The sequence below is a fragment of the Mesorhizobium xinjiangense genome (assembly GCF_009749525.1).
GTDB lineage: Bacteria > Pseudomonadota > Alphaproteobacteria > Rhizobiales > Rhizobiaceae > Mangrovimarina > Mangrovimarina xinjiangensis.
In genome coordinates, this window is sequence record NZ_WOAC01000002.1 from 364,942 (window position 1) to 378,056 (window position 13,115).

The 13,115-nt window shown below is 61.8% G+C and carries 8 protein-coding genes; 6 read left to right on the forward strand and 2 right to left on the reverse strand.

The genetic code is table 11. From position 1 onward, the window contains the following. Positions 1-154: 154 nt before the first annotated feature. Both rpoB and rpoC read left to right on the forward strand, forming a co-directional pair. Entirely contained in the window at positions 155-4,291 is a 4,137-nt protein-coding gene (rpoB, locus tag GM909_RS04170; RefSeq protein WP_157014928.1) for a DNA-directed RNA polymerase subunit beta, read from the forward strand. Positions 4,292-4,475: 184 nt separating this feature from the next. Continuing rightward, complete coding sequence (gene rpoC / locus GM909_RS04175; protein ID WP_157014929.1) at positions 4,476-8,675, forward strand: DNA-directed RNA polymerase subunit beta'; 4,200 nt, start codon at positions 4,476-4,478, stop codon at positions 8,673-8,675. A gap of 495 nt (positions 8,676-9,170) precedes the next feature. On the opposite strand, the gene GM909_RS04180 is transcribed toward rpoC, so the two are convergent. Then, the gene (locus GM909_RS04180) at positions 9,171-9,452 is read right to left on the reverse strand and encodes a transcriptional regulator (protein ID WP_157014930.1); all 282 of its coding nucleotides are present in this window, start codon (positions 9,450-9,452) and stop codon (positions 9,171-9,173) included. A 48-nt stretch (positions 9,453-9,500) separates the two neighbouring features. Continuing rightward, positions 9,501-9,776, reverse strand: a complete 276-nt coding sequence (locus tag GM909_RS04185; protein WP_157014931.1) for a hypothetical protein — start codon at positions 9,774-9,776, stop codon at positions 9,501-9,503. 154 nt (positions 9,777-9,930) lie between these two features. Here GM909_RS04185 and rpsL point away from each other — a divergent pair, with 154 nt between their 5' ends. The 4 genes from rpsL to GM909_RS04205 form a co-directional block, all read left to right on the forward strand. After that, complete coding sequence (gene rpsL, locus GM909_RS04190) at positions 9,931-10,302, forward strand: 30S ribosomal protein S12 (protein ID WP_024585419.1); 372 nt, start codon at positions 9,931-9,933, stop codon at positions 10,300-10,302. Positions 10,303-10,364: 62 nt separating this feature from the next. Beyond that, a complete protein-coding gene (gene rpsG / locus GM909_RS04195; RefSeq protein ID WP_157014932.1) occupies positions 10,365-10,835 on the forward strand; it encodes a 30S ribosomal protein S7 in 471 nt (156 codons plus the stop codon). Between the two features lie 36 nt (positions 10,836-10,871). Then, positions 10,872-12,962: an elongation factor G gene (gene fusA, locus GM909_RS04200; protein WP_157014933.1), complete on the forward strand. Its 2,091-nt coding sequence runs from the start codon at positions 10,872-10,874 to the stop codon at positions 12,960-12,962. A 65-nt stretch (positions 12,963-13,027) separates the two neighbouring features. Next, positions 13,028-13,115: GTP-binding protein (locus tag GM909_RS04205; RefSeq protein WP_235911641.1), on the forward strand; the 88-nt coding region annotated here is incomplete at its 3' end.

Consider the following 13,115-nt stretch of genomic DNA (forward strand, 5'->3'; position numbering starts at 1 on the left):
GTTCTGCCCGCCGGGGCATGGAGAGGAAACCCATTTCCTGTGGGTCGGCGACGGCTCACAGGAAACGGGTTTCAACCCGTTTTGAATGGATGGCCGCGGAGTTTTCTGCAGCGCGCGGTTGAGAGACGAGCCAGTAAGGCAGCAAGGAGCGACGATGGCCCAGACCCAGACGTTCAATGGTCGCAGGCGCGTACGCAAATTCTTCGGAAAGATTCCGGAAGTTGCGGAAATGCCGAACCTCATCGAGGTTCAAAAGGCATCATATGATCAGTTTCTGATGGTGGAGGAGCCCGAAGGCGGGCGCGCGGACGAGGGGCTTCAGGCGGTCTTCAAGTCTGTCTTCCCGATCTCGGACTTTGCCGGGACGTCGATGCTCGAATTCGTCACCTACGAGTTCGAGGCGCCGAAGTTCGACGTCGAGGAGTGCCGTCAACGCGATCTGACCTACGCCGCCCCGCTCAAGGTGACGCTGCGTCTCATCGTGTTCGACGTCGACGAGGACACGGGCGCCAAGTCTATCAAGGACATCAAGGAACAGGACGTCTATATGGGCGACATGCCGCTCATGACGTCGAACGGCACCTTTATCGTCAACGGCACAGAACGCGTCATCGTCTCTCAGATGCACCGTTCGCCGGGTGTCTTCTTCGACCATGACAAGGGCAAGTCGCACTCTTCCGGCAAGCTCTTGTTCGCCGCGCGCGTCATTCCGTATCGCGGCTCCTGGCTCGACATCGAGTTCGACGCCAAGGATGTCGTGCATGCGCGCATCGACAGGCGCCGCAAGATCCCCGCCACCTCGCTCCTGAAGGCGCTGGGCATGGACGGCGAGGAAATCCTTTCGACCTTTTACAACATGCTCACGGTCGAGCGTGACGGCGAGGAATGGCGCATTCCCTATTCAGCGGACCGTCTCCGTGGCCGCAAGACCGTGTCGGATCTCATCGACGCCGATAGCGGCGAAGTGGTCGTGGAAGCGGGCAAGAAGATCACCGCGCGCCAGGCCAAGCAACTCGCCGAGAAGGGGCTGAAAGCCATCAAGGCGACGGAAGACGATCTGTTCGGCAACTACCTGGCCGAGGACGTTGTCAATGACGAGACCGGCGAGATCTATCTCGAGGCTGGCGACGAGATCGATGAGAAGACTCTGAAGGTGCTGATGGACGCCAACCTTCAGGAATTCAACATCCTCGACATCGATCACGTCAATGTCGGCGCCTATATCCGCAATACGCTTGCGGTCGACAAGAACGAGGGGCGTCAGGACGCGCTGTTCGACATCTACCGCGTCATGCGTCCCGGTGAGCCGCCGACGCTGGAGACGGCGGAGGCGATGTTCAATTCGCTGTTCTTCGATTCCGAGCGCTACGACCTGTCGGCCGTCGGCCGGGTCAAGATGAACATGCGCCTCGAACTGGACTGCCCGGATACGGTACGCGTCCTGCGCAAGGAGGACATCCTGGCTGTCGTCAAGACGCTGGTCGAACTGCGCGACGGCAAGGGCGAGATCGACGACATCGACAATCTGGGCAACCGCCGCGTTCGCTCCGTCGGCGAGTTGATGGAGAACCAGTACCGGGTCGGCCTCCTGCGGATGGAGCGCGCCATCAAGGAGCGCATGTCCTCGATCGAGATCGACACGGTCATGCCGCAGGATCTCATCAACGCCAAGCCGGCGGCTGCGGCGGTGCGTGAGTTCTTCGGCTCCTCGCAGCTCTCGCAGTTCATGGACCAGACCAATCCGCTGTCGGAGATCACCCACAAGCGGCGCCTGTCGGCGCTCGGACCGGGCGGTCTTACCCGCGAGCGGGCGGGCTTCGAGGTGCGCGACGTTCACGTCACGCATTACGGCCGCATCTGCCCGATCGAGACGCCGGAAGGCCCGAATATCGGTCTGATCAACTCGCTGGCCACCTTTGCCCGCGTCAACAAGTACGGCTTCATCGAGAGCCCTTATCGCAAGATCAAGGATGGCAGGGTTTCCGATGAGGTGGTCTATCTGTCGGCGATGGAGGAGGCCAAGCACTATGTCGCGCAGGCCAATGCCGCGCTCGACAAGAAGGGCGGCTTTACCGAGGAATTCGTCATCTGCCGTCATGGCGGCGAGGTGATGATGACCCCGCGCGAGAACGTCGACCTGATGGACGTGTCGCCGAAGCAGATGGTCTCGGTCGCCGCGGCGCTCATTCCGTTCCTTGAGAACGACGACGCCAACCGCGCGCTCATGGGATCCAACATGCAGCGTCAGGCCGTGCCGCTGGTACGCGCCGAGGCGCCGTTCGTCGGCACCGGCATGGAGCCGATCGTGGCACGCGATTCGGGGGCGGCGATCGCCGCACGCCGCGGCGGTGTCGTCGACCAGGTCGACGCGACGCGTATCGTTATCCGTGCGACCGAGGATCTCGACCCCGGCAAGTCCGGCGTCGACATCTACCGGCTGATGAAGTTCCAGCGCTCGAACCAGAACACCTGCATCAACCAGCGTCCGCTGGTGACGGTGGGCGACCGGATCGAGAAGGGCGACATCATCGCCGACGGTCCGTCGACCGATCTGGGCGATCTGGCGCTGGGCCGCAACGTGCTCGTCGCATTCATGCCCTGGAACGGCTACAACTACGAGGACTCGATCCTGCTTTCCGAGCGCATCGTGCGCGACGACGTCTTCACCTCGATCCACATCGAGGAGTTCGAGGTCATGGCGCGCGACACCAAGCTTGGACCGGAGGAGATCACGCGCGACATTCCCAACGTTTCGGAAGAAGCGCTGAAGAATCTCGATGAGGCCGGCATCGTCTATATCGGTGCCGAGGTGCAGCCGGGCGACATTCTCGTCGGCAAGATCACCCCGAAGGGCGAAAGCCCGATGACGCCGGAAGAGAAGCTCCTGCGGGCCATCTTCGGCGAAAAGGCCTCCGATGTGCGCGACACCTCCATGCGCATGCCGCCGGGCACCTTCGGTACGATCGTCGAAGTGCGCGTGTTCAACCGTCACGGCGTGGAAAAGGACGAGCGCGCCATGGCGATCGAACGCGAGGAGATCGAGCGTCTGGCCAAGGACCGCGACGACGAGCAGGCGATCCTCGATCGCAACGTCTACGGCCGCCTGGCCGACATGCTGGCGGGGCATGCCGCGATCGCCGGTCCCAAGGGGTTCAAGAAGGGCTCCAAGGTCAACCAGGAGGTGCTCGCCGACTATCCGCGTTCGCAGTGGTGGCAGTTCGCCGTCGAGGACGAGAAGCTGCAGAGCGAGCTGGAAGCGCTGCGTGGGCAGTACGACGATTCCAAGAAGGCGCTCGAGCAGCGCTTCATGGACAAGGTCGAAAAGGTCCAGCGCGGCGACGAGATGCCCCCCGGCGTGATGAAGATGGTCAAGGTCTTCGTCGCCGTGAAGCGCAAGATCCAGCCCGGCGACAAGATGGCCGGCCGTCACGGCAACAAGGGTGTCGTCTCGCGGATCGTGCCGATCGAGGACATGCCGTTCCTGGAAGACGGGACGCATGCCGACATCGTGCTCAACCCGCTTGGCGTGCCGAGCCGAATGAATGTCGGCCAGATCCTCGAGACGCATCTGGGCTGGGCGTGTGCCGGCATGGGACGCAAGATCGGTGAGCTGATCGACGCCTATAAGGCGAGTGCCGACATCAAGCCGCTGCGTGAAACGCTGGAAACGCTTTATCCGGACGACGGCCGAAACGAGCCGGTCAGGCGTTACGACGACGATGGCGTGCTCAAGATCGCCGACCAGGTGAAGCGTGGCGTTTCCATCGCGACACCCGTCTTCGACGGCGCCCATGAAGCCGACATCAACGAGATGCTCGAGCGGGCGGGGCTGCACAATAGCGGTCAGTCGACAGTCTATGACGGGCGCACCGGCGAGACGTTCGACCGCCAGGTGACGATGGGCTACATCTACATGCTGAAGCTGCACCATCTCGTCGACGACAAGATCCATGCCCGTTCGATCGGTCCGTACTCGCTCGTCACCCAGCAGCCGCTGGGCGGCAAGGCACAGTTCGGCGGTCAGCGTTTCGGCGAGATGGAGGTCTGGGCGCTCGAGGCGTATGGCGCTGCCTACACGCTGCAGGAGATGCTGACGGTGAAGTCGGACGACGTTGCCGGCCGCACCAAGGTCTACGAGGCGATCGTGCGTGGCGACGACACCTTCGAGGCGGGCATTCCCGAGAGCTTCAACGTGCTCGTCAAGGAGATGCGCTCGCTCGGCCTCAATGTCGAATTGGAGAATTCGGCCATTGACGAGACGCCGGCGCAGTTGCCCGACGCGGCCGAATAGGAAAAGCGGCGCATCGCGGACCAGGCGTTCGCGATGCGTCCCCGCCAGCGGGCTTTCCGCCGGCTAGTCGATGCTGCGGTCACCGGCCTGGCAGTCGAGCCGGCGGACCGCACACCAAGCCCGGGACCAGGTCCCGGCATTGCTCGAATAGAGGAAGCCCCATGGCTTCGAACAGGAGAACGGCATGAACCAAGAGGTCATGAATCTCTTCAACACCCAGGCGCCGGCGCAGACATTCGATTCCATTCGGATTTCGCTCGCCAGCCCGGAAAAGATCCTGTCGTGGTCTTATGGCGAGATCAAGAAGCCGGAGACCATCAACTACCGCACGTTCAAACCGGAACGCGACGGTCTGTTCTGCGCCCGCATCTTCGGTCCGATCAAGGACTATGAGTGCCTGTGTGGCAAGTACAAGCGGATGAAGTACAAGGGCATCATCTGCGAGAAGTGCGGTGTCGAGGTCACGCTGTCGCGCGTGCGCCGCGAGCGCATGGGCCATATCGAGCTCGCTGCGCCCGTCGCTCACATCTGGTTCCTGAAGTCCCTGCCGAGCCGCATCGGCACGCTGCTCGACATGACGCTCAAGGACATCGAGCGCGTTCTGTATTTCGAGAACTATATCGTCACCGAGCCGGGTCTGACGGACCTGAAGCTGCATCAGCTTCTTTCGGAAGAAGAATACATGATCGCCGTCGACGAGTATGGCGAGGATTCCTTCACCGCCATGATCGGCGCGGAGGCGATCCACGAACTGCTTGCCTCGATGGAGCTCAACAAGATTGCCGTCGATCTGCGTGACGAACTGGCGACCACGACCTCGGAGCTGAAGCAGAAGAAGCTCTTGAAGCGCCTCAAGGTGGTGGAGAACTTCGTCGAATCGGGCAACCGGCCCGAATGGATGATCATGAAGATCGTCCCGGTTATTCCGCCGGACCTGCGTCCGCTGGTGCCGCTTGACGGCGGTCGCTTCGCGACGTCGGATCTCAACGACCTCTATCGTCGCGTCATCAACCGCAACAACCGTTTGAAGCGGCTGATCGAGCTGCGTGCGCCTGGCATCATCATCCGCAACGAGAAGCGCATGCTGCAGGAGGCCGTCGATGCGCTGTTCGACAATGGCCGCCGCGGCCGCGTCATCACGGGCGCCAACCGGCGTCCGCTGAAGTCTCTGTCGGACATGCTGAAGGGCAAGCAGGGCCGGTTCCGCCAGAACCTGCTCGGCAAGCGCGTCGACTATTCGGGCCGTTCGGTCATCGTGACCGGCCCCGAACTCAAGCTGCACCAGTGCGGCCTGCCGAAGAAGATGGCGCTCGAGCTGTTCAAGCCGTTCATCTATGCGCGGCTCGACGCGAAGGGCTACTCTTCGACCGTCAAGCAGGCCAAGAAACTGGTCGAAAAGGAGCGTCCGGAAGTCTGGGACATCCTCGACGAGGTCATTCGCGAGCATCCGGTTCTGTTGAATCGCGCGCCGACGCTCCATCGCCTCGGCATCCAGGCATTCGAGCCGGTGCTGATCGAGGGCAAGGCGATCCAGCTTCATCCGCTGGTCTGCACCGCCTTCAACGCCGACTTCGACGGAGACCAGATGGCCGTGCACGTGCCGCTGTCGCTTGAAGCGCAGCTTGAGGCGCGTGTGCTGATGATGTCGACCAACAACATCCTGCACCCGGCCAATGGTGCACCGATCATCGTGCCGTCGCAGGACATGGTCCTCGGCCTATACTACCTGTCGATCATGAACCAGAACGAGCCCGGCGAAGGCATGGTCTTTGCCGATATGGGCGAGCTGCATCATGCGCTGGAGACCAAGGCGGTCACCCTGCACACCAAGATCAAGGGTCGTTTCAAGACCGTGGACGCCGAGGGCAACCCGGTCTCCGGCATCTACGAGACGACTCCTGGCCGCATGATTGTCGGCGAGCTCTTGCCGAAGAACCCGAATGTGCCGTTCGACATCTGCAATCAGGAGCTGACCAAGAAGAACATCTCGCGCATGATCGATACGGTCTATCGCCATTGCGGGCAGAAGGAGACGGTTATCTTCTGTGACCGCATCATGCAGCTCGGCTTTGGCCATGCGTGCAGGGCCGGCATCTCGTTCGGCAAGGACGACATGCTCATCCCGGACGCCAAGGAAAAGCTGGTTGCCGATACCGAAGCGCTCGCCAAGGAATACGAGCAGCAGTACAATGACGGCCTGATCACGCAGGGCGAGAAGTACAACAAGGTCGTCGACGCCTGGGCCAAGTGCTCGGAGAAGGTGGCCGACGAGATGATGGGCCGCATCAAGGCCGTCGAGTTCGACGACGGCGGCCGTCAGAAGCCGATGAACTCGATCTACATGATGTCGCATTCCGGTGCCCGCGGCTCGCCGACCCAGATGCGCCAGCTTGCCGGCATGCGCGGCCTGATGGCCAAGCCTTCGGGCGAGATCATCGAGACGCCGATCATCTCCAACTTCAAGGAAGGCCTGACCGTTCTGGAGTACTTCAACTCCACCCACGGCGCCCGTAAGGGTCTGGCCGACACCGCCTTGAAGACGGCCAACTCGGGTTATCTGACGCGGCGTCTGGTCGACGTGGCCCAGGACTGCATCGTCAACGCGACCGACTGCGGCACCGAAAACGGCCTGACCATGCAGGCGATCGTCGACGCCGGCCAGGTTGTTGCTTCGCTCGGTCAGCGCATCCTCGGCCGCACGGCGCTCGAGGACGTGCTTCATCCGGTCTCCGCGGAGGTGATCGTGAAGGGCGGAACGCTGATCGAGGAGCGTGACGTGGATGCCATCGAAAAGGCCGGCATCCAGTCCGTGCGCATTCGTTCCGCGCTTACCTGCGACGTCAAGGTCGGCGTCTGCGCGGTCTGCTACGGCCGTGACCTGGCCCGCGGCACGCCGGTCAACCAGGGTGAGGCGGTGGGTGTCATCGCCGCCCAGTCGATCGGCGAACCGGGTACCCAGCTGACCATGCGCACCTTCCACATGGGCGGCACGGCGCAGGTCGTCGACCAGTCCTTCCTGGAAGCGTCCTACGAGGGCACGATCCAGATCCGCAACCGCAATGTCGTGCGGAACTCGGATGGTCATCTGGTGGTCATGGGCCGCAACATGGCTGTGATCATCATCGACGAAGGCGGCAAGGAGCGCGCTTCGCATCGCATGACCTACGGTTCGCGGCTGTTCGTCGACGATGGCGACAAGGTCAAGCGCGGCCAGCGTCTCGCCGAGTGGGACCCCTACACGCGCCCGATCCTGACCGAGCTCGAGGGCCGGGTGGAGTTCGAGGACCTGGTCGACGGCATCTCCGTGCAGGAGACGGCCGACGAGTCGACCGGCATCACCAAGCGTGAGGTCATCGACTGGCGCACGACACCGCGCGGAGCCGATCTGAAGCCGGCGATCACGGTGCTGGATTCCAAGGGCAAGATCGCCAAGCTGTCGAAGGGCGGCGACGCGCGCTTCATGCTCTCGGTCGAGGCCGTTCTGTCGGTCGAGCCGGGTGCGACAGTCAAGCCGGGCGATGTCATTGCGCGTATTCCGATGGAAAGCGCCAAGACGAAGGACATCACCGGTGGTCTGCCGCGGGTGGCCGAGCTCTTCGAGGCGCGCCGTCCGAAGGATCACGCCGTCATCGCGGAGATCGACGGCACGGTCCGCTTCGGTCGCGATTACAAGAACAAGCGCCGCATCTCGATCGTCCCGCACGACGAGAGCCTCGAGCCGGCCGAGTACCTGATCCCGAAGGGCAAGCCGTTCCATCTGCAGGACGGCGACACCATCGAGAAGGGCGACTACATTCTCGACGGCAACCCGGCGCCGCATGACATTCTTGCGATCAAGGGCGTGGAGGCGCTGGCGTCCTACCTCGTCAACGAGATCCAGGAGGTCTACCGGCTCCAGGGCGTGTTGATCAACGACAAGCACATCGAGGTGATCGTTCGCCAGATGCTGCAGAAGATCGAGATCACGGATCAGGGGGATTCAATCTATATCCCCGGCGATCACGTCGATGCGATCGAGTTCGACGAGATCAACGAACGCCTGGTCGAGGAAGGCAAGAAACCGGCGCAGGGCCAGCCGGTGCTGTTGGGCATCACCAAGGCCTCGCTGCAGACGCCGTCCTTCATCTCGGCCGCCTCCTTCCAGGAGACGACGCGCGTTCTGACCGAAGCGGCGGTGGCCGGCAAGACCGACACGCTGCAGGGTCTGAAGGAGAACGTCATCGTCGGCCGCCTCATCCCGGCCGGCACGGGCGGCGCGATGAGCCAGATCCGGCGCATCGCCACGCAGCGCGACGAACTGATCCTCGACGAACGGCGCAAGTCGTCCGGCGCCGATACGGCCGATGCGATGCTGGCCGACATGTCGTCGACGCCGGCCGAGTAATCGCACCGGCAAGGATCGAAGAAAAGGCCGCCGGGCTGTTCCGGCGGCCTTTTTTGTTGCCCGTATCGTCATGCAAGGCGGCGGTTCAAGGGTGGACTGGCGTCGTCTATAGCGCATTCGCTTCAAACGTTTCCTTTTGAAGCGAACGCGCGCAGAACATGTCCCGCTCAAACGGCATCGTTTGAGCGAAAGGTACATGTTCCAGCATATTGATCTGGCGCGCATATCTTTGCTTCAAACGGTTCCGTTTGAAGCGAACGCGCGCTAAGCCGCCGGAAATTTGCGCTCATCCACCGCCAAGGTGAAATATCTCACATACGTCGGCAGCGTATGCTCGATACTTGACGATGCGGCATGCGAATGGGTTTCGACCTCTCGGCCGCATCTTTTGGGCCGCCCGGGCAATGCCCCGCCGGGCGGCCTTTTTTGTCGATTTTGTCGATGCTGGGTGGATGGCCAGGTGGCATATGCTGCGTCCGCATGTGCGGACGAGTGTCAGAACGGCTCGTCGAAGGTGACGATGGCCACTTCGCCTTCCACAGCGCCCTGATAGGCTGACAGGTGCGGCTCCTCGTCGGGCTCGCCTTCCAGTTCGCCGATCCGGTCGAGTTCGGCTTCCGCATAGCCTTCGCGGGCCAACGCCTCCAGTGCCGTGCGCACGGCGCTGTCGTCGTCGGGCGCGCGAAGCAGAATGTGTACGCCGAGCGAATCGTCGCCCTTCTGGCGCCAGACGCGGCCTGTTATGATCGTGATGGGTGGTTCTTCGTTGTCGTTCACGTCGTGATTCCTATTCCCGGCGTTCGCGTGTCACGCCTATTCCGGTGCTCATTCGTCTTTTTTCGCATGAAGCGCGACCGTGCGACAGAGGATGCGGGGAAACAATGCCGTTAAGAGGGCGTCATTTGAGTAATAATATTGCGCAAAGCGGCGAGGTGCCGCGTAAGCGCCGCAAATCGCGTATTTATCGGGCGTGCAGGCTTGACGATCCGGCATGTTGTGAGTATTAACCGCGCTGTCTGAGCCGATGTGAGACTTGGCCGTTGAGGACGACGCGTCCTGAACAAGCGTCTCAAACAGGGTTCGTTTTACGAGCGAATACATCTCCGGCGCGCACGAAGCGGTTCTCGCTTCCTCTGCTTTATTGATCGGGCGACCCGCAGCTAGCGGTTTTTGCCCGGTTTTGCGTATGGAAGTAGCGCTTCTGGCGGCCCCGAAACGGGCTTGAGACACGGAATTTGTAACAGAGGAAGGTTTAATGCCTACCGTAAACCAGCTGATCCGCAAGCCGCGCATTGCGCCGGTGAAGCGCAACAAGGTTCCGGCCATGCAGGCCAACCCGCAGAAGCGGGGTGTTTGCACGCGCGTCTATACGACGACGCCGAAGAAGCCGAACTCGGCGCTGCGCAAGGTGGCGAAGATCCGCCTCGTGAATGGCTTCGAGGTGATCGGCTACATTCCCGGTGAGGGGCATAACCTTCAGGAGCACTCGGTCGTCATGATCCGTGGCGGTCGCGTGAAGGATCTTCCTGGTGTGCGCTACCACATTATTCGTGGCGTGCTCGACACCCAGGGTGTGAAGAACCGCAAGCAGCGCCGCTCCAAATATGGCGCCAAGCGTCCGAAGTAAGGGGTTTCCGGCTTCGGCGCTTTTTTTATGCGCCGAGCCTTTGCAGGTGAGAGACAAGACACATGTCCCGACGTCACAGAGCAGAAAAGCGTGAGATCAATCCGGATCCGAAGTTCGGCGATCTGGTGATTACGAAGTTCATGAACGCCATCATGCTGCACGGCAAGAAATCGGTTGCCGAAGGCATCGTCTATGGCGCGCTCGATCAGGTCGAGGAGAAGACCAGGCAGGAGCCGGTCCCGGTTTTCCATCAGGCGCTCGACAATGTCGCGCCGCATATCGAGGTGCGGTCGCGCCGCGTCGGTGGCGCCACCTACCAGGTGCCGGTCGATGTGCGTCCCGAGCGCCGTCAGGCCTTGGCCATTCGCTGGCTGATCAGTGCTGCGCGCGGCCGCAACGAGACGACGATGGTCGACCGCCTGTCGGGCGAGCTGATGGACGCGGCCAACAATCGGGGTTCGGCAGTCAAGAAGCGCGAAGACACGCATCGCATGGCGGAAGCCAATCGCGCCTTCGCCCATTATCGCTGGTAACCGGCGGCGCGAGAATAGAAGCGAAAGGCAACTCCCATGGCCCGCGATTACATTATCGAAGATTATCGCAACTTCGGCATCATGGCGCATATCGACGCCGGCAAGACCACGACGACCGAACGCGTCCTCTTCTACACCGGCAAGTCGCACAAGATCGGCGAAGTCCATGACGGCGCCGCGACGATGGACTGGATGGAGCAGGAGCAGGAGCGCGGCATCACGATCACGTCCGCTGCCACCACGACCTTCTGGGAAGGCCGCGACGGCAAGAAGCGCCGCTTCAACATCATCGACACGCCCGGTCACGTCGACTTCACCATCGAGGTTGAGCGCTCGCTGCGCGTGCTCGACGGCGCCATTGCGCTGCTCGATGCCAATGCCGGCGTTGAGCCGCAGACCGAGACCGTGTGGCGCCAGGCCGACAAGTATCACGTTCCGCGGATGATCTTCTGCAACAAGATGGACAAGATCGGCGCCGATTTCTATCGCTCGGTAGAGATGGTCAAGTCGCGCCTCGGCGCCACGCCGGTTGTCATTCAGTTGCCGATCGGTGCCGAGAACGACTTTGCCGGTGTCGTCGATCTGATCGAGATGAAGGCGCTCGTCTGGAAGTCGGAGAACCTGGGTGCGGAGTGGGATGTCGTCGATATTCCCGCCGACCTGCAGGCCCGGGCCGAGGAGTATCGCGAGCAGCTCATCGAGACGGCGGTCGAGATGGACGAGGCGGCGCTCGAGGCCTACCTCGAGGGCAATATCCCGTCGAACGACGAACTGCGCGCGCTGATCCGCAAGGGCACGATCGCGGTGAAGTTCTTCCCGATGTTGTGCGGCTCTGCCTTCAAGAACAAGGGCGTTCAGCCATTGCTCGACGCGGTTGTCGACTTCCTGCCTTCTCCGGTGGAGGTGCCGCCGATCAAGGGCGTCGATCCAAAGTCCGAGGAAGAGGTTGTGCGCAAGTCGTCGGACAGCGAGCCGCTGTCGATGCTCGCCTTCAAGATCATGAACGATCCCTTCGTCGGTTCGCTCACCTTCTGTCGTATCTATTCGGGTGTGGTGAAGAAGGGTGTCTCGCTGGAGAACACGGTCAAGGGCAAGCGCGAGCGCATCGGCCGCATGCTGCAGATGCATTCAAATTCGCGTTCTGACCTCGATGAGGCCTATGCGGGTGATATCGTGGCGCTGGCCGGTCTGAAGGAGACGACGACGGGCGACACGCTGTGCGATCCGCTGAAGCCGGTTGTCCTGGAGCGCATGGAGTTCCCCGATCCGGTCATTCAGATCGCCATCGAGCCGAAGACCAAGGGCGACCAGGAAAAGATGGGCATGGCGCTCAATCGTCTGGCGGCCGAGGATCCGTCCTTCCGCGTCAAGACCGACGAGGAGAGCGGCCAGACGATCATCGCCGGCATGGGCGAGCTTCACCTCGACATCATCGTCGACCGCATGCGTCGCGAGTTCAAGGTTGAGGCGAATGTCGGCGCACCTCAGGTTGCCTATCGCGAAACCATCACCAGGGCGGCTGAGATCGACTACACGCACAAGAAGCAGTCGGGCGGTTCCGGTCAGTTCGCGCGTGTCAAGATCGTCTTCGAGCCGAACCCGGAAGGCGAGGATTTCGTGTTCGAATCCAAGATCGTCGGTGGTTCGGTTCCCAAGGAATACATTCCCGGCGTCCAGAAGGGCATCGAGAGTGTGCTGTCGTCCGGTCCGGTCGCCGGCTTCCCGATGCTCGGCGTCAAGGCGACGCTGATCGACGGCGCCTATCACGACGTCGATTCGTCGGTGCTCGCCTTTGAGATCGCGTCGCGCGCCGCCTTCCGCGAAGGTGCGCAGAAGGCCGGGGCACAGCTGCTCGAACCGATCATGAAGGTCGAGGTCGTGACGCCGGAAGACTATGTCGGCGACGTTATCGGCGACCTGAATTCGCGCCGTGGCCAGATCCAGGGTACGGAGGCTCGCGGCATCGCAACGGTCGTCAACGCGATGGTGCCGCTGGCCAACATGTTCAAGTACGTCGACAATCTGCGTTCGATGTCGCAGGGCCGGGCCCAGTACACGATGCAGTTCGACCACTACGAGCCTGTGCCGACTGCCGTCGCCCAGGAAATTCAGAAGAAGTATGCGTAATCCCGTCGGGTTGGCGCAAGGTTCAACGATAGCCCTTAACGGGCAGCAGGAAATGGAGACTTCACATGGCAAAAGGTAAATTCGAGCGTACGAAGCCGCATGTGAACATTGGCACGATTGGTCACGTTGACCATGGCAAGACGTCGTTGACGG